At 63.1% G+C, this 24,716-nt stretch carries 24 protein-coding genes; 17 read left to right on the plus strand and 7 right to left on the minus strand.

The window, feature by feature from the left end; translation table 11 throughout:
- Positions 1-78 precede the first annotated feature (78 nt).
- Positions 79-672, plus strand: coding sequence for a YigZ family protein (locus Q8L25_RS27445; RefSeq protein WP_308922395.1), 594 nt, complete (start codon positions 79-81; stop codon positions 670-672).
- Here Q8L25_RS27445 and Q8L25_RS27450 read toward each other — a convergent pair.
- The 4 genes from Q8L25_RS27450 to Q8L25_RS27465 form a co-directional block, all read right to left on the minus strand.
- Entirely contained in the window at positions 669-1,196 is a 528-nt protein-coding gene (locus Q8L25_RS27450; RefSeq protein ID WP_308922396.1) for a hypothetical protein, read from the minus strand. The genes Q8L25_RS27445 and Q8L25_RS27450 overlap by 4 nt on opposite strands.
- Before the next feature lies 1 nt (position 1,197).
- Positions 1,198-1,671 carry a hypothetical protein gene (locus Q8L25_RS27455; RefSeq protein WP_308922397.1) on the minus strand — a complete coding sequence of 158 codons (474 nt, stop codon included), beginning with the start codon at positions 1,669-1,671 and terminating at the stop codon, positions 1,198-1,200.
- Positions 1,672-1,736: 65 nt separating this feature from the next.
- A complete protein-coding gene (locus Q8L25_RS27460) occupies positions 1,737-2,123 on the minus strand; it encodes a hypothetical protein (protein ID WP_308922398.1) in 387 nt (128 codons plus the stop codon).
- A 9-nt stretch (positions 2,124-2,132) separates the two neighbouring features.
- A complete protein-coding gene (locus Q8L25_RS27465; protein ID WP_308922399.1) occupies positions 2,133-2,510 on the minus strand; it encodes a nuclear transport factor 2 family protein in 378 nt (125 codons plus the stop codon).
- A 282-nt stretch (positions 2,511-2,792) separates the two neighbouring features.
- Between Q8L25_RS27465 and Q8L25_RS27470 the strand changes: the two genes are divergently transcribed.
- From Q8L25_RS27470 to Q8L25_RS27495, 6 genes are all read left to right on the plus strand, one after another.
- Positions 2,793-4,193 (plus strand): cation:dicarboxylate symporter family transporter, encoded by a 1,401-nt coding sequence (locus Q8L25_RS27470; protein ID WP_308922400.1) that lies wholly within the window; start codon positions 2,793-2,795, stop codon positions 4,191-4,193.
- A gap of 64 nt (positions 4,194-4,257) precedes the next feature.
- Positions 4,258-5,022 (plus strand): histidine phosphatase family protein, encoded by a 765-nt coding sequence (locus Q8L25_RS27475; protein ID WP_308922401.1) that lies wholly within the window; start codon positions 4,258-4,260, stop codon positions 5,020-5,022.
- A 12-nt stretch (positions 5,023-5,034) separates the two neighbouring features.
- Positions 5,035-5,913: an NAD(P)H-hydrate dehydratase gene (locus Q8L25_RS27480; protein ID WP_308922402.1), complete on the plus strand. Its 879-nt coding sequence runs from the start codon at positions 5,035-5,037 to the stop codon at positions 5,911-5,913.
- Between the two features lie 116 nt (positions 5,914-6,029).
- Positions 6,030-8,507, plus strand: a complete 2,478-nt coding sequence (locus Q8L25_RS27485) for a TonB-dependent receptor (protein WP_308922403.1) — start codon at positions 6,030-6,032, stop codon at positions 8,505-8,507.
- A 12-nt stretch (positions 8,508-8,519) separates the two neighbouring features.
- On the plus strand, positions 8,520-9,443 hold the full coding sequence (locus tag Q8L25_RS27490) for an S-adenosyl-l-methionine hydroxide adenosyltransferase family protein (protein ID WP_308922404.1): 924 nt from the start codon (positions 8,520-8,522) through the stop codon (positions 9,441-9,443).
- Between the two features lie 244 nt (positions 9,444-9,687).
- Positions 9,688-9,978, plus strand: coding sequence for a hypothetical protein (locus Q8L25_RS27495; protein WP_308922405.1), 291 nt, complete (start codon positions 9,688-9,690; stop codon positions 9,976-9,978).
- An 81-nt stretch (positions 9,979-10,059) separates the two neighbouring features.
- Here Q8L25_RS27495 and Q8L25_RS27500 read toward each other — a convergent pair whose 3' ends face one another.
- From Q8L25_RS27500 to Q8L25_RS27510, 3 genes are all read right to left on the minus strand, one after another.
- Positions 10,060-13,278 (minus strand): efflux RND transporter permease subunit, encoded by a 3,219-nt coding sequence (locus Q8L25_RS27500; protein WP_308922406.1) that lies wholly within the window; start codon positions 13,276-13,278, stop codon positions 10,060-10,062.
- Positions 13,279-13,281: 3 nt separating this feature from the next.
- Positions 13,282-14,469 carry an efflux RND transporter periplasmic adaptor subunit gene (locus tag Q8L25_RS27505; RefSeq protein WP_308922407.1) on the minus strand — a complete coding sequence of 396 codons (1,188 nt, stop codon included), beginning with the start codon at positions 14,467-14,469 and terminating at the stop codon, positions 13,282-13,284.
- Between the two features lie 244 nt (positions 14,470-14,713).
- Complete coding sequence (locus tag Q8L25_RS27510; protein WP_308922408.1) at positions 14,714-15,136, minus strand: divergent PAP2 family protein; 423 nt, start codon at positions 15,134-15,136, stop codon at positions 14,714-14,716.
- Positions 15,137-15,345: 209 nt separating this feature from the next.
- Between Q8L25_RS27510 and Q8L25_RS27515 the strand changes: the two genes are divergently transcribed.
- The 10 genes from Q8L25_RS27515 to Q8L25_RS27560 all read left to right on the plus strand — a co-directional run bounded on the left by Q8L25_RS27515 (position 15,346) and on the right by Q8L25_RS27560 (position 24,671).
- Positions 15,346-16,431 carry a DUF475 domain-containing protein gene (locus tag Q8L25_RS27515; protein WP_308922409.1) on the plus strand — a complete coding sequence of 362 codons (1,086 nt, stop codon included), beginning with the start codon at positions 15,346-15,348 and terminating at the stop codon, positions 16,429-16,431.
- Positions 16,432-16,530: 99 nt separating this feature from the next.
- Complete coding sequence (locus tag Q8L25_RS27520; protein WP_308922410.1) at positions 16,531-17,106, plus strand: TerD family protein; 576 nt, start codon at positions 16,531-16,533, stop codon at positions 17,104-17,106.
- A 64-nt stretch (positions 17,107-17,170) separates the two neighbouring features.
- Complete coding sequence (locus tag Q8L25_RS27525; protein WP_308922411.1) at positions 17,171-17,887, plus strand: TIGR00266 family protein; 717 nt, start codon at positions 17,171-17,173, stop codon at positions 17,885-17,887.
- A 122-nt stretch (positions 17,888-18,009) separates the two neighbouring features.
- Positions 18,010-19,044 (plus strand): ATP-grasp domain-containing protein, encoded by a 1,035-nt coding sequence (locus Q8L25_RS27530; protein ID WP_308922412.1) that lies wholly within the window; start codon positions 18,010-18,012, stop codon positions 19,042-19,044.
- Complete coding sequence (locus tag Q8L25_RS27535) at positions 19,041-20,198, plus strand: phosphoribosyltransferase domain-containing protein (protein ID WP_308922413.1); 1,158 nt, start codon at positions 19,041-19,043, stop codon at positions 20,196-20,198. Before Q8L25_RS27530 ends, Q8L25_RS27535 begins: the two co-directional genes overlap by 4 nt.
- The gene (locus Q8L25_RS27540) at positions 20,176-20,928 is read left to right on the plus strand and encodes an HAD family hydrolase (RefSeq protein WP_308922414.1); all 753 of its coding nucleotides are present in this window, start codon (positions 20,176-20,178) and stop codon (positions 20,926-20,928) included. The genes Q8L25_RS27535 and Q8L25_RS27540 overlap by 23 nt, the downstream gene beginning before the upstream one ends.
- Positions 20,925-22,043, plus strand: coding sequence for a cysteine protease StiP family protein (locus tag Q8L25_RS27545; protein ID WP_308922415.1), 1,119 nt, complete (start codon positions 20,925-20,927; stop codon positions 22,041-22,043). The genes Q8L25_RS27540 and Q8L25_RS27545 overlap by 4 nt, the downstream gene beginning before the upstream one ends.
- Entirely contained in the window at positions 22,036-23,016 is a 981-nt protein-coding gene (locus Q8L25_RS27550; protein WP_308922416.1) for an HpcH/HpaI aldolase/citrate lyase family protein, read from the plus strand. Before Q8L25_RS27545 ends, Q8L25_RS27550 begins: the two co-directional genes overlap by 8 nt.
- Entirely contained in the window at positions 23,013-24,272 is a 1,260-nt protein-coding gene (locus tag Q8L25_RS27555) for a TerD family protein (RefSeq protein ID WP_308922417.1), read from the plus strand. Before Q8L25_RS27550 ends, Q8L25_RS27555 begins: the two co-directional genes overlap by 4 nt.
- Before the next feature lie 24 nt (positions 24,273-24,296).
- The gene (locus Q8L25_RS27560; protein WP_308922418.1) at positions 24,297-24,671 is read left to right on the plus strand and encodes a hypothetical protein; all 375 of its coding nucleotides are present in this window, start codon (positions 24,297-24,299) and stop codon (positions 24,669-24,671) included.
- Positions 24,672-24,716 lie beyond the last annotated feature (45 nt).

A 24,716-nucleotide genomic window follows, 5' to 3' on the forward strand; every position in this document is an offset into this window, starting at 1 on the left:
GCCAACCCTCACCGGTTGGCTTTTTGCATTTCAGCACGCATGTTCTATCATGCTGGCATTCAAGTCGAACTCAAGCCCATGCCCTTCACTATCGCCGCCCCCGTCCACAGCGAACTGATCATCAAGAAAAGCCGTTTTATCGGTTGCGTGCAGCCGATGACGGACCGCGCCAGCGCGCAACAGATCGTCAACGGCTTGAAAGCCCGGCATCCGGGCGCGGTGCACGTGTGCTGGGCGCTGCTGGCGGGCGGGCAGTCGGCGGCCGTCGATGATGGCGAACCGAGCGGCACCGCCGGGCGGCCCATGCTGGACGTGCTGCGCCACCAGGACCTGGAAGGGGTGCTGGCGACGGTGGTGCGCTATTGGGGCGGCGTGAAACTGGGCGCGGGCGGGCTGGTGCGGGCCTACACCGACAGCGTGGCGCAGGCGCTGCTGCAGGCGGAAAAGACGGCCATCGTGCGCCAGCGGCGGCTAGCCTGCACGGTGCCGTATGCGATGGAAGGCATGCTGCGGCGCGAACTCGATGCGGCGGGCGCCACCTTGCTGGCGGTGGCGCACAGCGACGCGGTGCTGTTCGATTTCAGCCTGGCCGAGGGCGCCGCCAGCGCCTTGCTGGCGCATCTGGACGAGGCGGGCAACGGGCGCATCGCGTGGCTGGAACAGCAGGACTAAAAAGGCAAGAAAAAGGAATCCAGACTTGCCCGCCTGGTGTTGAATTCGGCAACCTGCTGCGCATCAAGCTTGAGTTCCACCTCGGTCCAGGAGCCTGAAACATCGCTGACATGGCTCCAGATGCGCCGCACCGACAAGGTCGATCCGTGCAAGTCGGCGTCCAGCAGGCTGATCCTGATCGCGCCGTTATCGCGAAACGCATATTTGCCGCTCGGCGCGGTGGACAAGGCGTGCGTCCAGCTTTGCAGTTGCGCGGTCGAGGCTGGCCACAGATCGATCCTGAAGAATGCCCTGATGGTCTCGGTCAGCGGCAGGATGTCGTTCAACAGCTTGTGCACGCGCTCATCGCCGGTATCACGCAGCGCCTTGGAATTGGCGGCGTAACTGAACTCCAGGATGACTTCATGCATGTCGCGGGCGGTGGCGGCCCGGTCGAAATGTTGCGTCAGATAATTGGGTTCGAGCCAGTCCAGTGCATGGACCAGCTCGGCAAGCGAGGCCAGCGTATCGGCAACATTACTCACATTACTGCACCCGCCGCACTTTCGGCGAGTTATTCGTGCCGTCGATCTTCAGGAAGTAGGTGCCGATGACATTACGCTCGACCTTGACCCTGGCATCGGTCATCGGCGACAGCACGGCGGAGCTGCCGTCGACGATGCGCCATACCTGGCCATTGGCCAGCCTGACCAATTCATTGCCGCTCCAGCCATCAAAACGGCCGGCGATGGTCGAGCTGATCGAATTGTCCTGTTCGGGTATGACCGACTTGGGCGCCTTGACGGTCGCCATGCCGAACGCCTGTTCGCGCTGCTGCGGCGTGGGTGCGGCAGCGGCGGCGGCGACAGGGGCGGCCAGCGGCGCGGCCGCGCCGACGGGAATCGCGTCATAGCAGGCCACGCGGGCGGGCACTTCGGCGATCGCCCGGCATTGCAGCATGGCGGCGTCATCCGCCAGGGCGCTACCGGCTACGAACAGCAATACAAACAGAGCTTGCATCGATACTCTTTCAAAATGAAGGGCTTGTGCCTGGTGTGACAGGAACTCGGTGACAAATTATAGCCTCAGCCGCGCGGCCGCCTTGCCTGCAGCAAAATAAAATGCAGCCAGGCCAATGCCGGCAGCACCACCAGCACCAGCGCCAGTCCGGCCGGCATGGCCGGCAGGAAATGCACGCCGGCGGCCAGGAAGCCGGCGACGGCGGCCCAGAAACGCCAGTCGAAGGCATACGCCTTGCGCGCCACGGTGGCCAGCGCGATGCGCCAGAATTCCACCAGCGCCCACAGGCTGGCGGCCAGCAGCAGCGCCGTCACGGTATTGGCTTCGGGCGCGTCCGAATACGTCCGCACCAGGTTGTACAGCAGGACGGGAAAGCCGCCGGCGATGGCGACGGTGGCTGGCCCGGCCGCGACAATGGCTTCCACCAGCCAGCCTTTGGAACGATGATCCATGGCCCGCCCTTACGCGACGACGCCGGAATGGGCGGCGATCACTTGCAGGGAACCATCCACCGCCTGCGCCCACACGCGCGTAAAGCGGAAGTCGCCATGCGTTTCGGCATCGTGGTAAGTGCCTGTCAGCCGCATGCGTACCGAGACCACCGCCACATTGCCCTGGAGGCGGACCTGCTGCTCGGAGACTTGCAGCTCGGTAATCGTCAGCAAGCGCTGTTCATGCGCGGCCAGGTCGGCCTGTTTGCTGAGCAGATGGCCCAGGTGATTGGTGAACAGCAAATCGTCGGCCAGCAGCAGATTCAGTTGCGCCACGTCGGAATCCATCATGGCCAGGCGCAGCCGCTCTTCCGCGTTCAGGACCTGTGCTTCATTCAGTTGGTTCATGTTTTCCTGGTCAAGTAATGTTCCTGTTATGCATCAGGCAAGCGTGCCATGCTGACACAAGTCATGCATCAATGCCCGCATTCTACTATCCACCCGATGGCTTATAACAGGCGCACATATTCATATAGCGTAATATTCGCAGCCGGTTCGGCCAGTACGCCCCCATAGTACGGTAGAGTGCCTGCCCTTCGGCACCAGAGCAGGTGCCATGTTCCATGCAGCAAAGTTCTATAAAATGCCGTAAGTAAATCAAAACCAAGAAAGTCAGGATAAGGCCCCTCTATGGCAATTACCATCATTCTCAATCTGATCGTCGCACTGATCGTGTTCGCCTTCATGTTCCGCCAGCAAAGCCGCCACGCCACGTTTACCGTGCGCGTGTTTACCGGCCTGGGCCTGGGCGTACTGCTGGGCGCGGCCGCGCAAGCCATCTATGGCGCCGATGCGGCGGCCATTGCCGGCACCAATGACTACCTGGCCATCGTCGGCAGCGGCTATGTGAAACTGCTGCAGATGATCATCATGCCGTTGATCATGGTGTCCATCATCTCGGCCATTTTGAAACTCAAGGACGCCAGTTCACTGGGCAAGATCAGCGTGTTGACCATCGGCATCCTGTTGATCACCACCACGGTGGCGGCCGCCATCGGCATCCTGATGGCGAAACTGTTCGGCCTGACCGCCGTCGGGCTCACTTCCAGCGCGGCCGAAGTGGCGCGCGGCGTGCAGCTGCAGGGCTCGCTGGAAACGGCCAAGGCCTTGTCGCTGCCGAAACTGCTGATCAGCTTCGTGCCGGCCAACCCCTTCCTCGACATGACGGGCGCGCGCAAGACCTCGACCATCGCGGTGGTCGTGTTCGCCATCTTCATCGGCATTTCGGCCACCGGCATCGCCGCGAAAAAGCCCGAGATCTTTGCCTCGTTCGAACAGTTCATGAAAGTGGCGCACGCCATCGTCATGCGCATGGTCACGCTGGTGCTGCGCCTGACGCCGTATGGCGTGTTTGCGCTGATGTTCGAGGTGGTATCGAGTTCGAGCTACACCGACATATTGAAACTGATCAATTTCGTGGTGGCCTCGTACAGCGCCCTGATCTTGATGTTCCTGGTGCACCTGGCGATCATCGCCGGCACCGGGCTGAACCCGCTGCGCTTCGTGAAGAAAGTGTTCCCCGTGCTGGCGTTTGCGTTCACCTCGCGCACCAGCGCCGGGTCGATCCCGATGAGCGTGCAGACCCAGACCAAGCGCCTGGGCACGCCGGAAGGCATCGCCAACTTCGCCGCGTCGTTCGGCTCGACCATCGGCCAGAACGGCTGCGCCGGCATTTATCCCGCCATGCTGGCCGTGATGATCGCGCCCACCGTCGGCGTCGATCCGTTTACCGTCAGTTTCCTGCTGCCCTTGCTGGCCATCGTCACCATCGGTTCGATCGGCGTGGCCGGCGTCGGCGGCGGCGCCACCTTTGCCGCGCTGATCGTGCTGTCGGCGATGGACCTGCCGGTGGCCCTGGCCGGCTTGCTGATTTCCGTGGAACCCTTGATCGACATGGGCCGCACCGCGCTCAACGTCAGCGGCTCGATCACGGCCGGCACCGTCACCAGCCGCGTCATGGGGCAGACCGACCTGGCCGTCTACAACAGCGAGACGGCAGCCGACCTGGACGAGGTCGAGCACGCCGTCTGAGCGCCACCGTTTGCCGCTTTCGTCTATATTGATAATTAATTGATATGGATGAAAGAGGCAGGCGATGGAACAGAAATGGCCGCAACAAATCTGGATCGTGCGTCATGGCCAGAGCGCCGGCAACGTGGCGCGCGATACGGCCGAAGCGGAAAAACAGCTGTTGATCAGCATTGCCGAGCGCGATGTCGACGTGCCCCTGTCCACCTTGGGCGAACAGCAGGCCCAGGCGCTGGGCGACTGGTTTGTCTCCCTTCCCCCCGAACAACAACCGACCGTGGTGCTGTATTCGCCGTATGTACGTGCGCGTGAAACGGCGCAGGCGGTGCTGGGCAAACTCGACAAATCCTCGCTCGTCTCGGTGGTGGCCGACGAGCGCCTGCGCGAAAAGGAGTTCGGCATTCTCGACCGGCTCACCGTGCACGGCATCGCCAGCAAATATCCCGAACTGCACGAGCAGCGCCAGCACGTGGGCAAGTTTTATTTCCGCCCACCCGGTGGCGAAAGCTGGTGCGACGTGATCTTGCGCCTGCGCAGCGTGCTCGACACGGTCACGCGCGAATACCGCGGCGAGCGCGTGCTGATCGTCGGCCACCAGGTGATCGTCAACTGCTTCCGCTACCTGCTGGAGCGCTGCGACGAGCAGGCCATCCTGGCGATCGACAAGGCGGCCGACGTGCCCAACTGCGGCGTCACCTCGTATGCCTTCAATGCTGCCTTGGGCAAGCACGGCAAGCTGCAACTGGACCTGTGCAATTTTGTCGCGCCACTGGAAGACTCGGGCACGCCCGTCACCGACCAGCCCGACATGCCGGCCGCGCCCAAGGCCTGACAAGGAGAGCGGATGAACGCCACCGCCATCACCGCCGCCCTGCTGCGCGGCTGGCCGCTGCCGATGCCCACACCCGACGGCGACAAGGAAGTGCGCGGCCACCTCTTGATTATCGGCGGCTCGCGCGAAATGCCGGGCGCCATCTTGCTGGCCGCCACTGCGGCCTTGCGCGCGGGCGCAGGCAAGCTGACCCTGGCCACGGCCGCCAGCGTGGCGCCGCAGGTGGCGATCGCCATGCCGGAAGCGAAGGTGATCGCGCTGGAAGAAACGGCGCACGGCGGTTTCCGGCGCGAAGCGAAAGAGCGGCTGGCGCCGCTGGCCGGCAAGGTCAGCGCGGTGCTGGTCGGACCCGGCATGAGCGATGACGCGGCCAGTTGCGAACTGATGCGCTGCCTCTTGCCCGTGTTTGCCGGCAGCCGCATGATTATCGACGCCTGCGCCATGAAGGTGGTCTGCAACTCCGGCAATTTCCGCTTTGCCCAGCCGGTACTGCTGACGCCGCACGCGGGCGAAATGGCGCACCTGACGCGCCAGTCCAAGGAAGCCATCCTGGCCGACCCGCAAGGCGCGGCGCTGGAGGCGGCGCAGCGCTGGAATGCGGTGGTGGCGCTGAAAGGCGCGCTCACCATCATCGCCACGCCCGGCGGCCAGTGCTGGTCGCATGAAGGCGGCAATGTGGGCCTGGCCATTTCCGGTTCGGGCGACACCCTGGCCGGCATCATCACGGGCCTGGCCGCGCGCGGTGCGCCACTGGAACAAGCATGTTCCTGGGGCATTGCCCTGCATGCGCTGGCCGGCGACCAGCTGGCCTTGCGCTTCGGCCTGCTCGGCTACCTGGCGCGCGAGATTCCGGCCGAAGTGCCGGCGCTATTGCGGCATCTGGCTGCCTGACGTGCGAACGTAAAAACAACAGCATAAGCATATCCGGAAAGAATCGTTAGCCCCGCCGCTGCCCTCCCTTAAGCTTCGATCAACAGTTTCCATATGATCAAGCTTAAAGGACCGCCGTGCCATCTCGCCATTTTTCCGTTCCTTCTACCCCGCTGCGCACCATCGTCATCGCCTGCGCCATGCTGTCAGCACCGGCATGGGCGCAAGATACGACAGACGCCAACCTTGAGACCGCCAGCATCGACCAGGTCACCGTGGTCGGTTCGCGCGTGCGCAACCGCACCGTGTTCGACAGCACGGTGCCGATCGACCGCTTCGGCGCACGCGAAGTGAGCAACGCCCTGTCCACCGGCGATGTCGGCGCGGCCCTGCAAAACCTGTCGCCATCGATCAATTTTCCGCGCATCGAATCGAGCGGCGCGTCGGATTCCGTGCGCGGCATCCAGCTGCGCGGCCTGGCGCCGGACCAGGTGCTGGTGCTGATCAACGGCAAGCGCCGCCATACCAGCGCCGTGCTGGACACGGAAAGCAGCTTTTCGGGCACGGTGCCGGTCGACATCAATGCGATCCCACCGGGCGCGATCGACCATATCGAGATCCTGCGCGACGGCGCCGGCGCCCAGTACGGCAGCGACGCGGTGGCCGGCGTGATCAATATCGTGCTGAAAAAAGCCCGCACGGGCGGTTCGGCCTCGGTCAGCTACGGCGCCAACCATACCAGGTTCGACCCGACGGACCAGACCCTGACGGACGGCCAGACCACCATCGTCAACGCCGACTACGGCGTGCCGCTGGGCGACGCAGGCTATTTCCGCTTCGGCGCGGAAACGCGGCGCCGCTCGCCCACCGAGCGTGCCGGCCCCAGTGACGCGGGCTGGACCTCGTACAATTTCACGCCGGCCGACCAGGCGCTGGACGGCAAGGTGGTATTCAAGTCGGGCGACTCGCGCCAGCACAACAACTATGCCTTCTATAACGCGCTGTTGCCGCTTGAAAATGGCCTGGACCTGTATTCGTTTGCCACCGTCAACGACCGCAAGTCCGACGGCAGCGCCTACTTCCGCTATCCGGGCGACCCGTCGAACGTGCTGGCGCTGTACCCGAACGGCTACCGCCCCGTCACCAATGGCGACAAGCGCGACGTCAGCCTGGTGGCCGGCCTGCGCGGCACCACGGCCAGCTGGAGCTGGGACCTGAGCGCGCGCCACGGCGGCGACCGCTTCGACTACGGCGTCAGCCACTCCGTCAACGCCTCGCTGGGCGCGGCCAGCCCCACCAGTTTCCACCTGGCCAGCTTCGATTTCCGCCAGAACGCGCTGAACCTGGACGCCACGCGCAACATCGAGATCGGCCTGCCGGCCGCCCTGAGCCTGGCCGTCGGCGCCGAATGGATGCGCGAAACCTACCAGAGTTCCGCCGGCGACCCGGCCTCGTATGCGGCAGGCAGCCTCACCGACGCGCCACCGGGTGCGCAAGCGGGCCCGGGCCTGCGTCCGTCCGACACGTATGACGGCAGCCGCCAGATCCGCTCGGTATATCTCGACGCGGAAACCGATCTCACGCCGCGCCTGCTGGTGGGCGCCGCCGCCCGCTATTCCGACTACAGCGACTTCGGCAGCGCCAGCACGGGCAAATTGTCGACGCGTTTTAAAGTCACGGACGACTTCCTGCTGCGCGGTTCGCTGTCGAACAGTTTTCGCGCGCCGGCGCTGGTGCAGACGGGTTTCCGCTTCGCCACCCTGAACTTCAATGCGGACGGCACGGCGCTGCAGACGTCGGCCCTGCTGCCGGCCAGCGACAGCCTGGCCCGCAGCTTCGGCGCGCAGGATCTGAAACCGGAAAAATCGACCAATCTGTCGCTGGGCCTGGCCTGGAAACCGGCCAAGGCCACCAGCCTGACGGTGGACGCCTATGTGATCCGCATCCGCGACCGCATCACGCGTTCCAGCGATTTGCAAAGCGATGCCGTCACCGCCTACCTGGCGCGACAAGGGCGCAGCGATATCCAGTCGGTGGCCTACCTGGCCAACCTGCTCGACACGCGCACCAAAGGCCTGGACGTGGTGCTGAACCATGACCTGGCGGTATCTGGTGGCAAGCTGAACCTGAACGCGGCGCTCAATCTGAACAAGACCAGCCTCGACAAAGTACGCCAGAGTTCCGGCGCGCTGGCCGCCATCGATCCCGAGCTGACCCTGCTGACCGACACCAGCCTGTTCCGCATCAGGAACGCCTCGCCGAAAAGCAAGCTGATCCTGGGCGCCGACTGGCAGGGAGCGAACTGGGGCGTGCAGGCGCGCGCCACCCGTTTTGGCGAGCTGAAGGATTTCTCGTATGACAGCGAGGCACCGCTGATCGACGGCATTCCGGCGCAGCGCTTCGGCGCCGTCTGGTCGCTGGACCTGGAAGGCCAGTTGAAACTTTCCAAACAACTGACGGTGAGCGTGGGCGGCAACAATATCCTGGACCGCTATCCGCAGCGCGTGCGCGAGACCAATAACGCCACCTACGGCGGCGCCCTGCCCTACAATTTCATCAACCCGATCGGCGTGAACGGCGCATACTTTTACGCCAAGCTGAGCTATACGTTTTAACCAGGACTACACATGATCATCAAGAAACTCTCCCGACTCGTCGCCGGCGCCTGCCTGGGCGCGCTGCTGCTGTCCACCCAGGCGCAAGCGGCCACGCCGCTGGTGCTGATGACCGATTTCGGCACCGCCGACGGCGCTGTCTCGGCCATGCATGGCGTGGCCTATGGCGTCGATCCCAAGCTCACCATTTCCGACCTGACGCACCAGATACCCGACTACGATATCTGGCTCGGCGCCTACCGCCTGTACCAGACGGCCAATTACTGGCCCGAGGGCACGGTATTCGTTTCCGTGATCGATCCGGGCGTGGGCACCCAGCGCAAGTCGGTGGTCTTGAAAACGAAAAACGGCCGCTATTTCGTCGGTCCCGACAATGGCTTGTTTACCCTGATCGCCGAGCGCGACGGCGTGGCCGAACTGCGCGAGATCGATGAAAAGGTCAACCGCCTGGCCGGCTCCGCCGAGTCGTATACCTTCCATGGCCGCGACGTCTACGCCTATGTCGGTGCGCGCCTGGCCTCGGGCGCCATCACGTATGAACAGGTGGGCCCGCAGTTGCCGAGCGAGTCGGTGGTGAAGATCGCCTACCAGCACGCCGTACGCGACGGTAATACCATCCGCGGCATCGTGCCGGTGCTGGACGTCAAGTATGGCAATGTGTGGACGAATATCCCGAAAGCACTGCTCGATGAACTGGGCGTCCAACCGCACGACCCGCTGCAAGTGCGCATTTTGCACAAGGGCAAGCAGGTGGCGAAAGTCACGGCGCCGTTCGAACACACGTTTGGCGGCGTGGCCAAGGGCAAGCCACTGGTCTACCTGAACAGCTTGCTGGACGTGGCCGTGGCCATCAGCCAGGGCGACTTTGCGGCCAAACACCATATCGAGTCGGGCGTGGACTGGCAAGTCGAAGTGAGCAAAGTCAATAACAAGTAAGGCCAAACGGCCAGGACGTTCTGTCCTGGCCTTCTGCTTTGAGTCCCGCGCTTGCGCCTCACGCTTGCGTCTCGCGCTTGCGCAGGCGCAAACAAAACTGCCGCCGCTCCCCGGCAATCTGTGTCGATTTGTAAATCGCGTGAACCTGCGGCCGTCTGCCCACTCTAATTTTGGCAAGCGATGCCAGCCTTGTTCTGAACCGGCAAGGAATCCGACAACAGGTTGTTAACCGAAAGGGAAAATCATGACGGCACCACTGATTACCACCAGCAAAATTGTCTTCGGCAGCGCGATTGTGTGCGCGCTGCTGGCCGGCTGCAACAAGCGCGAGGATACGGCGGCCACCACGCCGCCAGCCACCACTGTGACGCCAGCCACGCCGCCGGCCGATACGGCGCCCGCCCCGACCACGCCACCGCCAGACACCACCACCCCGCCACCGGCCGGCACCACCCCACCGGACGGCACGACAACGCCGCCGGGAGGTACCACGCCGCCGGGCGGCACGACGCCACCACCGCCAAGCGGCAGCTAAGCCCGGCGACCGCAAAAAAAAGAGCCTTCCGAAGAAGGCTCCCTGTTTTTCCGTGATTACTTGCAGTAATCAGCTTGCGGTTTACTTGTGCAAGTTGACCGTGGCCGCAGGCGCGCGGCGTCCCATCAGGAACAGCACGGCCAGTTTCAGCATGCGGTAAATGAAGCGGATCAGCAGCAAGGTCAGCACGCACTCGATCAGGGTCAGGATCAGGGCGAACGCCACGTTCATGCGCCCGGCGCGCCAGTGGAACTTGGCCACGGCGCCATCGCGGGAGATCTCGATGCTGTCGTAGAAGGTCGGCACCACCAGCAAGGTCAGAATGGTCGAGGTAATCGTGCCACCGATAATCGCGATCGCCAGCGGACGGTAAAACTCGCCGCCCTCGCCCAGGCCCAGCGCGACCGGGAACATGCCGGCGATCAGGGCAAACGTGGTCATCAGGATAGGACGCAGACGCATGCGTCCGGCCTCCATCAGTGCGTCCTCGCGGCCATAGCCTTCCTCTTCGCGCTTGCGCGCCGCGTCCAGCAGCAGGATGGCGTTCTTGGCGACCAGCCCCATCAGCATGATGATGCCGATAAAGCTCATCAGGTTGAGGGTGTTATTCGTGATCACCAGCGCCACCACCACGCCGATCAAACTGAGCGGCAGCGACATCATCACCGCGATCGGCGCCGTAAAGGAGTTGAACTGCATCACCAGGATCAGATACATCAGGCCGATCCCCATCACCAGCGCGATCACCATCTGGGTAAACAGTTCCTGCTGGTCCTGGCCGGCGCCGCCCAAGGCCAGGCCGTAGCCGGGCGGGAAGTCGATCGACTTGGCCAGGTTCATCGCATCGGTGGTCACTTCGCCGTTCGAACGGCCCTGGGCATTGGCCGAGACGGTAATCGTGCGCTTGCCGTTTTTATGCTCGATGCCGGACGGGCCCTTGCCCATGGTAATGCTGGCGATCTGGTCCAGCGGCACCATCTGGCTGGTCCCCGTCACGCTGATCGGCAGGCGTTCGATATTTTCGGACGCCACGCGGTCGTCGGGGTGCAGGCGCACGGCCACGTCGCGCGTCTCGCCGGTCGGGTCGACCCAGTCGCCCACTTCCACGCCGGCAAACGCCACGCGCAAGGACTGCGCCGCATCGTTGACGGAAATGCCCATCGAGTTGGCCAGGCCTCGGTTCAGTTCGATCTTCAGTTCGTTCTTCGGATCCTGTTCCGACAGGCCCACGTCGACGGCGCCCGGCACCAGGCGCAGCTTGTCCATATAGGCGTTGGTGATTTCCATCAACTTGCGTGAATCGGGTCCCGTGAATTCGACCTGGATCGGCTTCTGCGAGCCATTGCTGAGGTCATCCTGCACCACGTATTCGGCCCCCACCAGGCGCGACATCTTCTCGCGCAGTTCGACCGCCACTTCCTTGGCCGAGCGCTTGCGCGTATTGCGCTTGCCGATATCGACATAGATGCGTCCGCCGGCGGCCGTGACCGAACTGTTGGTGTCCTTGGTTTCCGGCAAGGTACGCGCCAGCACGGCCGCCGCTTCCAGTTTCAGGCGCGAGTATTCGATGCTGCTCGACGACGGCGTGCGCACATTGATCATCAGGTTGCCCGAGTCCGATGCCGGCAGGAAGCTGGTGCCGCCGTGCGTGGCATGCAGGACGATGGCGCCAGTCAGGCTGAGCAAGGCAATAAAGGCCATCCAGCGGCGGTGATGCAGCGCCCAGGCGATCACATTGCCATAGCGGTCAGCCTGGTGATCGAACCAGTGATTGAAACGGTCGAGCACGGCGCTGATGCCTTTTTTCGGCGCCGTATGGTGGTCGGCCGGGTCGCCCCAGTAGGCCGACAGCATCGGGTCGAGCGTAAACGAAATACCGAGGCTGACCAGCACCGAGCACGTCACGGTCAGCGCGAACGGACGGAACCATTCGCCCGAGATGCCGGGCATAAAGGCGACGGGAATAAACACGGCGATGATCGAAAACGTCGTCGCCGCCACCGCCAGGCCGATCTCGGCCGTGCCTTCCAGCGCGGCCTTGCGGCGGTCCTTGCCCATCTGCATGTGGCGCACGATGTTTTCACGCACCACGATGGCGTCATCGATCAGCACGCCGATCGCCAGCGACAAGCCCAGCAGGGTCATGAAGTTCAGGGTAAAGCCGCACAGCCAGACGGCGATAAAGGCCGCGATGACGGAGGTCGGCAAGCTCAGCGCCGTGATCAGGGTCGAACGCCAGGAATTCAAAAAGGCGTAGACGACGAAGATGGTCAGCACGGCGCCCAGCACCAGCGACTCGATCACATTGTTCAGGCTGTGCTGGGCGTTTTCGCCACCGTCGCGCGTCACTTCCAGCTTGGTGCCTTCGGGCAGGGTCTTGTTGATCTCGACCATCATGGCGCGGATCTTGTTGGCCACGCTGACGGTGGACGCGTCGCGCACGCGGGTGATCGAAATGCCCACGTTGGGCTTGCCGCTGCGCACGCTCATGCTGTTGACTTCGGCAAAGCCGTCCTGGATGGTGGCCACTTGCGCCAGGCGCACGATCTCGTCGCCGCGGCGCTTGATCACCACCTGCTCGAAGTCGGACGGCGACTCGATGCGGCCCACCAGGCGGATGCTTTTCTCGTCCAGGCTGCCGCGCACCTTGCCCACCGGCGCATTGGTGTTCTGGTTGCGCAGGGCGGTCACCACGTCGCTGACGGACACATTGTATTCGCGCAGTTTTTCCGCGCGCAGCAGTACCGACAGTTCGCGCTTCAGCGATCCCCCCACATTGACCAGCGCCACGCCATCGACGGCGCGGAAGCGGTCCGACAGCACGTCTTCGGCCAGGCGCGAAATTTCCGCATGGCTTTGCGAACTGGACGACAGCGCCAGCTGCATGATCGGTTCGGCGCCCGGATCGATGCGCTGCAGGATAGGTTCGCGCATTTCCAGCGGCAGCTTGTAGCGCACGGCGGCAATCGCGTTGCGGATATCGTCAGACGCTTCGATCAGGTTGGTCTTGAACGAAAACTGCAAGAAGATACTGGCCGCGCCTTCGTTGGACGAGCTATTGATTTCCGTCACGCCGGAAATGCTTTGCAAGGACTTTTCCAGGCGGTTGACCACTTCGCGCTCGACCGTATCGGGCGAAGCGCCAGGGTAAGGAATGCTGACGACGATAAACGGCACTTCGACGTCCGGGTTCTGGTTGACGCGCAGTTTCGACAGCGCCAGCAGGCCGACGCACATCATCGCCAGGATCAATACGATGGTGGCGGTGGGCCGCTTGATACTGAAATCGGAAAGGAACATGGCTTAGTTTCCTTTGGCGACGACAGGCGTGCTGGCGCTGCTGGCGACGGCGGCCGCCGGCAGTTTCTTCGGCGCCGCCAGTTCCACCTGCTGGCCATCCTTGAAGGTCGAGCCGGGCGTGCGCAGCACGGTGTCGCCGCTGGCCAGGCCGCTTTGCACTTCCCACTGGCCGGTGCGGATATCGCGCGCGCCGATGCGCAGCACGGCCTTGTGCAGCGCCTTGTCCTTCACGGTCCAGGTGTAGGTCTGGTCGCCCGCCTTGACCAGCGCGGAATCGGGGATCATGACGGCGCTGACGCTGTCGGCTTCGATGCGGCCTTCCGCATACAGGCCGGCCACGCGCGGCTGGGTCTTGTCATTGAAATCGACCAGCACCGCCACCTGGCGCGTGACGGCATTGGCGGCCGGATCGACGCGGCGTACCTTGCCCAGGAAATCCTGACCCGGATAGCCATTGATGCGGAAACGCACGGTCTGCCCCACCTTGACCACGCCGATCTTGTCGGCCGATACCAGGCCTTCGAGGCGCATGCTGGTCGGGTCGATCACGCGGATGAGTTCCTTGCCGATCTGCGCCGTGTCGCCGTTGGACACCTTGCGCTCGCTGACGATGCCGTCGAACGGCGCACGCACGAGGGTGCGCTGCAACTGCTGGCGCGCCTGGGCGGCGCGGCTCTTGGCGGCCGACAGGTCGCTCTGCGCATTGTTGCGGCGTATCTCCGTGTCTTCCAGCGCCTGGGTCGAGGTCATGCCCGAGGCGCGCAAGGTCTTCATGCGCTGGAACATGCGTTCGGACTGCTCCAGCACCTGGCTGGCGGCGCGGCTGGCTTCTTCGGCCGAATTGAGGCTGTCGCGGATCGAGGTTTCGTCGAGCTTGACCAGGATGTCGCCGCGTTTCACGGCTTCGCCGTTTTCCTTCAGCACCTGGATCACCACGGCCGACACTTCGGCGCGCAGGTCCGCATTGCGTTCGGGCTGCACCGAGCCGGTAATGACCGGACCCGAGGCCAGCGCATTGCTTTCGATGGTGAGCACGTCTTCGGGGGAAATGATCAGCTTGGCCGCCGCGCCGGCTGTGGTTTTGCCGTCCTTGCCATCCTTGCCGCCCCCCTTGCCAGGATCTTTGGACTCTTTTCCGCAAGCGGCCAGGGCAGAAGCGATGGCCAGGACGAACAGGGTTTTGCGCAACATGGGTAACTCTCCGGATAGAAGGCAGTGCATGTCAATCTGGCAACCGGGTAAGGCGCTGGCGACACGCACGATTATTTTTTTATTAAAACCGCAAGCGCCAGAGTATCCATGAGCGTCTCTGGCGATGTCAATCAGCCGATTCCTGTAATGCCGGAATCGGGGGGTGAAACGTAGTTTTTACGTCCTGAAACGCAAAACCCCGCCGGGCGGCGGGGTTGGATATTGACAGATGAAATAAAACTGATCAGCTGAACAGGGCGTTGACCAGGAAACCGATCGCCACGCCCGTGCACAGGCCGCCGGCGATTTCCACCAGGGTATGGCCCATGCGTTCGCGCAGATGGGTGTGCGCCGCACTGCCCGCCTCCCTGGCCAGGCGGTTGATGGCGGCGGCCTGCTTGCCCACATGCTGGCGCAGGCTGTTGGCGTCGATAATGACGATAAAGGCCAGGGTCACGGCCACGCCAAAGGCCGGATGGCCGATGCCTTCGCGCAAGGCGATCAGGGTCGCCATGCTGGAGACGACGGCACTATGGTTGCTGGGAAAGCCGCCATTGCCCACCAGGCCGAACGCCCATTGGCGCGTGCGGGCGCTGTTGATCAGGAATTTGATCGGGCCGACCAGTATCCAGGTAATCAGGGGCGTGACGAGGTAAGCGATATCCACGGGTGTTCCTTTATTTATATATGTTGGTCAGATGCCGGCGACGGAGTGCCGCAATTATCGCAGATCGCCCCCGCTGACAGAACCGCCATTTTGATGCGCAGTTTCGTGCGTATAAAACGCGGCGCCTGGCGGCAAGTAATATAAAATCATGGCATATACAACAATTGACGTAAAACAACACGTCTCGAATAACACGTAACGGGGTCCCAATGAAGCATTTCAGAATTTCCTTTTTAGTGACCTTTATCCTGATGGCGGTCTCGGGCTGGTGGGGCTATACCCACGGCGGCACCAGCGGCATGTTGCAGGCGCTGTGGATCACGGGCGTGCTGGGCATCATGGAAGTGTCGCTGTCGTTCGACAATGCGGTGGTCAACGCCTCCGTGCTGCGCCACTGGAATGAATTCTGGCAAAAGCTGTTCCTGACGGTCGGCATCCTGGTCGCCGTGTTCGGCATGCGGCTGCTGTTTCCGCTGGTGATCGTTTCGGTCGCCACCGGCCTGGGGCTGGTCGATGTATGGACCATGGCCACCACCACGCCGGATGTGTATGCCAAGCACCTGACCGACAACCACGCGCAGGTGGCGGCCTTTGGCGGCGCCTTTTTGCTGCTGGTGTTCCTGAACTTTTTGTTCGACGACGAGAAGGAATTGCACTGGCTGGGCTGGGCCGAGGAAAAAGTCAACGCGCTGGGCACCGAAAGCCTGGCCGTGCTGATCACCATGGGCGCCGTGGCCGCTTGCGTGGCGATGGGCCCGGCCGATGAAAAATACAGCGTGCTCGCTTCGGGCATCGTCGGCATCGCCGTGTATATCGGCGTGAACTGGATCAGCGGCTTGCTGGAAGAAGGCGAGCCGGACCTGCAGGATGATGAAGAGGGCGACGGCGCCGTGGCGGTGAAGAACGGCAATGGCGAACTGGTGAAAAACGTCGCGCGCGGCAGCATCGGCGGCTTCCTGTACCTGGAAGTGCTCGATGCCTCGTTCAGCTTTGACGGCGTGATCGGCGCGTTTGCCATCACCAACGACGTCGTCATCATCATGCTGGGCCTGGCGATCGGCGCCATGTTCGTGCGTTCGATGACGGTATTCCTGGTGCACAAGGGTACCCTGGACGAATTCGTCTACCTGGAACACGGCGCCCACTATGCGATCGGCATCCTGGCATTGATCATGCTGGGCTCGGTCAAGTACCATATCCCCGAATGGTTCACGGGCCTGTCGGGCGTGGCCTTTATCCTGGTATCGCTGTGGTCATCGCTGCGCTACCGGAAACGGCATGCGGCAAGCGCTTGATATTGGCGCTTTCGTCACCATATGCCCTCCATGGAGCAAGTGCGCGCACTTGATCCATACGGGCATGAAAGTAATCTATTTCTATAAAAGGAGCACCACATGGCAATCAGTTTGCAAAAAGGCGGCAACGTCAACCTGAGCAAGGAAGCACCGAACCTGAAGAAGATCATCATCGGCCTCGGCTGGGATCCTCGCTCAACCGACGGCGCCACCTTCGACCTTGACGGCAGCGCCTTTCTCCTGAAAAACGACGGTAAAGTCCGTGGCGATTCCGACTTTATCTTCTACAACAACCTGAAATCGACCGATGGCTCCGTGGTCCATACGGGCGACAACCAGACCGGCGAAGGCGAAGGCGACGATGAGCGCCTCGAGATCGACCTGTCGCGCGTACCGACCGATATCGAGCGCATCAGCATCACCGTGACGATACACGACGCCGACGCACGCCGCCAGAACTTCGGCATGGTGTCGAAAGCCTTTATCCGCTGCCTGAACGCGGAAGGCGAACGCGAGATCGCCCGCTACGACCTGTCCGAAGACAGCTCGACGGAAACGGCCATGATCTTTGGCGAAATCTACCGCCACAACGGCGAATGGAAATTCAAGGCCATCGGCCAGGGTTTCAACGGCGGCCTGGGTCCCCTCGCACGTTCGTTCGGCGTCAACGCTTAACAGTTTCATGAGCTAAACGCAGCCGCCTGGATAGTCTCAGGCGGCTTTTTTTTGGAGATTTATCATGCCAGTATTTAGTGTCACCGGTGACGTCGATCCCTTCCTGCATGTCAGCATGAAGCAGGGCGAAACCATTTATTGCGAGTCCGATGCGATGGTGATGATGGAAACGGCGCTCGACCTGAAAGGCAAGATGACGGGCGGCCTGGGCAGCGCCATCATGCGCCGCTTCGCCAATGGCGAGTCGTTCTTCCAGCAGCACATCGAAGCGGTGCGCGGCAGCGGCGATTGCCTGCTCTCGCCCACCCTGCCGGGCGCCATCGAAGTGGTCGACGTCGGCGCGCGCCAGTACCTGCTCAATGATGGCGCCTTTGTGGCCGCCACCTCGGGCACCGAAATGAAGGTGCGCACGCAAAGCATCGGCAATGCGCTGTTCGCGCAGTCGGGCGGCTTTTTCGTGATGGAGACGGCCGGCAGCGGCCAGGTGGTGGTGTCGGGCTTCGGCTCCATGTTCCAGCTGGACGTCGAGCCGGGCAAGGATGTGGTGATCGACAATTCGCACGTGGTCTGCTGGGACAACAGCCTGAAATATGAAATTTCGGTGACCACCGGCGGCGGCGCCAGCGGCGGCGGCATCGGCGGTTTCCTCGGCAATATCGTCAACAGCGTGACCAGCGGCGAAGGCATCGTGCTGCGCTTTTCCGGCTCGGGCAAGGTCTTCATCTGCTCGCGCAACCGCGACGCTTTCCTGAAATGGACCGCATCGGGCAAAGCAGGTTAATATTTTGTTGTTTTGCCATAGTTTCTAAGGCCAGGTTAAGTGTGATTGGCTACCATCTCCGCGCGCACGTGCTTCCACGTTGCGCGCGGTTCTTCTTTCGCTTTCTTCACCGGTCCCCGTACATGCATAGAGTCTGGTTCAACAAAACATTTTCCTCGGTCGCCACCGCCATGCGTTTGATACGCGAGGCCGACATTGCCGCCACCGGCGGCCAGCGCCGCTATCACCTGATCTATACCAACCCGAACGAGCATGCCGCGGCCTTTCTGGCGGCCGATGAATACGCGGTCGAGCCGACCGACCTGAAAGGCGAAGACTACCTGGAATGGTGTTTGGCATTCTGCCGAGAACGCGCCATCACGATCTTCTGGCCGGGCCGCGCCGCCGGCAGGATCGCCAGCGCGCGCGCGCGCTTCGAGGCCATCGGCACGCGCGTGCTGAGCGTGGCCACCGAAGAAGTCCTGGTCCTGATGCACGACAAGGCGCGCTTTTGCGCCGGCCTCGATCTGCCGATGGCGCCGGTGGCCGACACGCGCGCCGTCAACACTATCGCCGAATACGACGCGGCGTTTGCCGAACTGCGCCCGCTGCATGCGCGCCTGTGCATCAAGCCGTCCGAGTCCGTGTATGGCCTGGGCTTTGCCGTGCTCGATGAACGCTCGAGCGCCGAACTGCTGCTGGCCGGCGCAGCCTACAAGATCAACACGCAGGAACTGCGCGACGGGCTGGCGCGCATGGAAACCTTCAAGACCCTGCTGCTGATGGAATACCTGGATGGCCATGAATACAGCGCCGACTGCGTGGCCGACCACGGCAAGCTAATATGCGCGATTCCGCGCAAAAAACTGCATGCGCCGGGCAGCGGCCAGCTGATCGAACTGCGCGAGGAACTGCTGGCCGCCTGCGACAAGCTGGCGCGCGACTACCAGTTGAACGGCGTGTTCAATATCCAGTTCCGCGAAGGCGCGAACGGCCTGGCGCTGCTGGAGATCAATCCGCGCATGTCGGGCGGCATCGGCATGGCCTGCGCGGCCGGCCCCAACCTGCCCTACATCGCGCTGGCCGGCTTCGACCAGGGCTATGAAAACGTCACGATTCCCGCCATCCGCGAGGGCATGCGCGTGGCCGAAGCGGCGTATCCGGTGGAACTGCCATGACGCTCGTGCGCCAGACCATGCCGACCGGCGAGCTGACCTTGCAGGTCGACGAGGCGCGCTTTCCACTGGACGAGCTGATCGGCTACGCGGCGCGCGCCAACGCCAAGCGCGGCTTTTTATTCTTGTCGAAGGTGCTGGGCAAGCACTGGCCGGTCACGCCCACCGCGATGCAGGCGATCCACACTGATCTCGCTGCGCAGATTCCTGCGGACTTGCCCGGCCCGGTGGTGTTTATCGCCATGGCGGAAACCGCCGTCGGCCTGGGCCAGGGCGTGTTCGAGGCCTGGCTGCAAGCCCATCCCGGCAGCGAAGGTCTGTTCTTGCACAGCTCGCGCTACCGCGTGGGCGAGATCCCCTTCTTTGAATTCGAAGAGTCGCACAGCCACGCGCCGCGCCAGTTTTTACACCTGTCCGATAACGCCAGCGCCGTGTTCGCGCGCGCGCGCAGCCTGGTGCTGATCGACGATGAGGCATCGACCGGCAACACCTTCGCCAACCTGATCGCCGTCTGCCGCGCGCGCTATCCGCAACTGGAACAACTGCACCTGGGCGTGATCACCAATTTCATGGGCCAGCACGCCAACGCGGGCTTGAGCCAGCGCTTCGGCCTGCCCACCACGGTCGGCGCGGCCTTGTCCGGCCAATACGCTTTCCAGATGGGCGACACGCCGGCGCCCGTGGCTACCAGCGCCCAGCGTTTCGAAGCCAATGCGGAACGGGGCGCCAGCGACGCGTTCGGGCGCATCGGCGTGGACCGCCCATTGATGCCGCCGCAAGCGCTGGCCGCCCGGCTGGCGCAAGACATCGCCGACGGCGAATCGGTGCTGGTGCTGGGCACCGGCGAATTCATGCATCCGTCGTTTTTGCTGGGACGCGAGCTGGAGGTGTTGGGCAAGCATGTGGTGGTGCAGTCGACCACCCGCTCGCCGATCCTGTCGTGGGGCTCGGTCGGCCATATCGTGTCCTGCGACGACAACTATGGCGAAGGCATCGCCAACTATCTGTACAACGTGGCGCCAGGTCAGTACCAGCACGTTTTTATCTGCCATGAAACCCCGGCCAGTCCGGCCCTCATGCAACTCGCCGGCCAGCTTCATGGCCGCCTGTTCCACTTTCAGTCAGAGACCACAATTGAAGAAATTCCTGTTTGTTGACCTGGACGACACACTGTTCCAGACCCCGAAAAAAGTGCCTGGCCAGACCGATCTGCAGCCGGCCGCCTACCTGAAAAATGGCGAGGCCTGCTCATTTACCACGGCGCGCCAGCGCGCGTTTTTTGAATTCGCGCAAAGCGGCATGACACTGATACCGGCCACGGCCAGGAATGGCGACGCGTTTCGCCGCGTCGACCTGCCGTTCACCAGTTATACCGTGCTCGATTACGGCGGCATCGTGCTGCAACCGGGCGGTGAACTCGACACGGGCTGGCTGGCGCTGATGCAGGACGACATGCAGACGGCATTGCCGGGTTTGCGGGACGCCATGCGCATCATCGACGATTTCCAGGCCAAGGCCGGCATGCCGTCGCGCGCGCGCCTGATCGAAGACTACAACACGCCGTTCTACGTCGTGGTGAAAGACCATGAAGCGCGCGGCGAACGCCTGGCCGACATCGAGCAGCAGGTGTTGCTGGACTGGATCGCCAAAGAAGGCACGGACTACTTCATCCACCGCAACGGCAACAACCTGGCCGTGCTGCCCAAGAGCCTGAACAAGGCGCGCGCCGTGGCCTACCTGCGCGCGGAACTGGAAGCCGAACATGGCCCGATCCTGAGCTTCGGCATGGGCGACAGCCGCTCGGACGCGCGCTTCATGGCCGCCTGCGACTATGCCATCATCCCGAACGGCACCCAGCTGGCGGCGCTGACGGTGGGCGCGCTATGAGCATCACCGGCGCCACCACTGTGCAGCATTTCAGCGGCAGCTACCGCCAGGAAGACGTCGAATTCCTGCTCACGCCCATGGCCCTCGAACCGATACGCGACCTGGCCGAGAAAGAACGGCTGATCCAGTCTGGCCAGCGCCACTACAGCGAAATGCTGTCGCCCGAGTCCCTGCCCTCGCCGGCCTACCTGGCGCTGTTCCAGAGCGCGTTCGCCGCCAACCGCCTGCAGATGGCGCGCGACTGTCTGCGCCTGGCCGCGCTGATCGCGGCGCGCCGTGAAGGCGCCATCACGCTGGTGTCGCTGGCGCGCGCCGGCACGCCGGTGGGCGTCATCCTCAAGCACTTGCTGACCCAGGTATTCCAGCGCGAATGCAGCCATTATTCGGTCTCCATCATCCGCGACCGCGGCATCGACACCAACGCCATCAAACATATCCTGACGCACGGCCACGCCGCCGATTCGATCGTGTTTGTCGACGGCTGGACCGGCAAAGGCGTGATCTCGCGCGAGCTGCGCCAGACCGTCAGCGACTATAACGCGCAACATGGCACCAGCATCGACGGCGGCCTGTTCGTGCTGTCGGACCTGGCCGGCACGGCCGCCTGCGCGGCGTCATCAAGCGACTATCTGATCCCGTCGAGCATATTGAACGCCACCGTCTCGGGCCTGGTCAGCCGCTCGGTGCTGAACGAGATGATAGGTCCGGACGACTTCCACGGCTGCGTGTACTACGCGCAGTTCGAGGCGCACGACCAGTCGCGCCAGTTCGCCGATGGCCTGGTGGCCGACGCCATCGCGATTGCCGGCAGCAGCGGCGTGCCACTGGCGGTGGCGACCGACGCGCCGGCCATGGCGGCGCGCTCGCAAGCGTATATGGCGCAGGCGCAAAATGACTACGGCATCAGCGACATCAACCTGATCAAGCCTGGCATCGGCGAAGCGACGCGCGTGCTGCTGCGACGCGTGCCGGAACGCCTGATCGTGCGCGACACGAATGCGCCGGACGTGGCACATTTGCTGCTTCTGGCGCAAGAAAAAGCCATCCCCGTTACCGTACAACCGGCGCTGCCTTACCAGGCGGTCGCCCTTATCAGGAGCGCAGTCGATGGATAACTCCATACACCCACAAAGTGAACACAAGGCGGCACTCGGCGCATCGATGTATGTGCCCACCACGCACAAGGATTTGCTGGCGATCGCCAATGGCGACAAATTCAGCCATCTGCGGTCGGTGATCTTTTGCACGGAAGACGCGATCGCCGAGCGCGATCTCAGTTACGCGCTGTTCAACCTGTCGCTGGCGCTGCAGAACATGAGCGAGACATCCGACACCTTGCGCTTCGTGCGCGTACGCAATGTCGAAGTCATGGCGCGCGTGCTGGCCATGCCGGGCGTGGAAAAACTGGCCGGTTTCGTGCTGCCCAAATCCACGCGCCACAATTTTGCCACCTACTTCGAGCAGGTGCGCCACACGCACCACCTGCTGATGCCGACCCTGGAAACGGCCGAAGTATTCGACGATGAAGAGATGAAGCTGTTCCGCGTCACGCTGGCCGCACCCGAGGTGCGCGCGCGCATCCTGGCGCTGCGCATCGGCGGCAACGACCTGCTGGCGCTTTTGGGCCTGCGCCGCCCGACCACCGGCACCATCTACCAGACCCCGCTGGGCCAGGTGATCGGCCGCCTGGTCACCATCTTCAAGCCGCACGGTTTCGAGCTGACGGCGCCCGTGTTCGAGCACCTGACGCAGGACGACTGGCTGGCCGCCGAAGTGGCGCAGGACATGGCGCACGGCATGATCGCCAAGACCGCCATCCACCCGGACCAGGTGCCGCAGATCGAGCGCCACTACCAGGTGGCGCAGACCGATATCGAACTGGCGCTGCGCATCATCGACCCGGACAGCCCGGCCGTGTTCCGCATGCAGGAATCGATGTGCGAAGTGGCCACGCATTCAAGCTGGGCGCAGCGCATCATCGAGCAGGCGCGCCTGTTCGGCATCCGCCTGGCCGACGGCGCCGCCTTGCCGGGGGCCGCCATCAACCTGAATCCACTCACCATCAATGAAGGGACTGCACGACCATGACCAATTTCACACGCGGACAAAAAGGCAAGCTGGCCGACCTGGGCCTGAACGGTCCCTTTGCAGTCACCCTGGACATCACCTCGGGCTCGATGGAAGTCGACGTCAGCTGCTTCGGCGTCGATGCAGCCGGCAAGCTGTCGGACGACCGCTACATGGTGTTCTACAACCAGAAAAGCGCGCCCGACAACGCCGTCACGGTGGCGCTGAACGGCCCGCGCTCGGTGTTCCAGATCGACCTGGCGCGCCTGCCCCAGTCCATCGACAAGCTGGTGTTCACTGCCGCGACGGAACAGGGCAGCATGCGCGCGCTGGGTGCCTCCAGCCTGGCGCTGGGCTCCGCCGCCACGTTCGCTTTTGCGGGCTCTGATTTCCAGGACGAAAAAGCCGTCATCATCGGCGAACTGTATCGCCGCGACGGCAGCTGGCGTTTCGGCGCCGTCGGCCAGGGTTTTGCCGGTGGCCTGGGCGCGCTACTGAAGCACTTTGGCGGCAGCGAGGCGGGATCGTCCACACCAGCGCCGGCAGCGACGCCAACGCCAGTGCCAGTGCCAGTGCCAACGCCGGCCGCGCCGCCGGCAAATAAAATCTCGCTGTCGAAAATCCGCCTGGAAAAGCGCGGCGACAAGATCTCGCTCGACAAGCGCGACAGCGGCGGCTATGGCCGCATCAAGGTCAACCTGAACTGGAACCAGAATGCCGCGCAAGGGCAGGCGCCGGCGTCGAAACTCGACACGGGCTTCCTCGGCAAGCTGTTCGCCAAGCCGGCCGGCCGCGCCGGTGGCATCGACCTCGATATCGGCTGCCTGTTCGAAATGAGCAACGGCAGCAAGAGCGCGGTGCAGGCGCTGGGCAACAGCTGGGGCGCGTTCGACCGTCCGCCGTACATCCACCTGGAAGGCGACGATCGCACGGGCAGCGTCAGCAGCGGCGAAAACATCTTTATCAACGGTACCCATTTCGACCAGATCAAGCGCGTGCTGGTGTATGCCTTCATCTACGAAGGCGTGCCCAACTGGGCAGCCACCGACGGCGTGGTGACCATCGACGTGCCGGGACAGCCGACCGTCGAAGTGCGCCTCGACAGCGACAGCCAGCACGCCATGTGCGCGATCGCCATGCTGGAAAACCAGGGCGGCAACCTGCAGGTGACAAAACTGGTGGAATACTTCGGCGGCCAAGGTAAAATCACGGCGCACCAGGCGATGGACGAACGCTATAACTTCGGACTCAATTGGAAAGCTGGTCGCAAGGACTGACGCCACCCTTTATAGATAACCACCATGACCCCCACCACCAAAAAAGTCAGCATCGCCCTGATCATCTTCCTGCTGGCAGGCGCCCTGCTGCTGGCGGCCTATACCTGGCTGGCCCTGAGTTTTTCGTACTCCGAAGGCGAACGCGCCGGCCACTTGCTGAAGTTTTCCAAGCGGGGCTGGGTCTGCAAGACCTGGGAGGGCGAGTTGATGCTGACGGCGCTGCCAGGCACGATACCGGAAAAATTCCAGTTCAGCGTGCGCGACGAAGCCGTGGCAAAACAGCTGACGGCCGCCGCCGGCAAGCACGTGCTGATCAGCTACAACCAGCACAAGGGCGTGCCGACGCAATGCTTCGGCGAGACGGAATACTACGCCGACAAGGTCGTGCTGAGCCCTTGAGCCTGATGGCGGTGCGACGACATGGCCGGCCCGTATTCACGGGCC

The sequence above is a fragment of the Janthinobacterium sp. J1-1 genome (assembly GCF_030944405.1).
Taxonomy (GTDB): domain Bacteria; phylum Pseudomonadota; class Gammaproteobacteria; order Burkholderiales; family Burkholderiaceae_D; genus Janthinobacterium.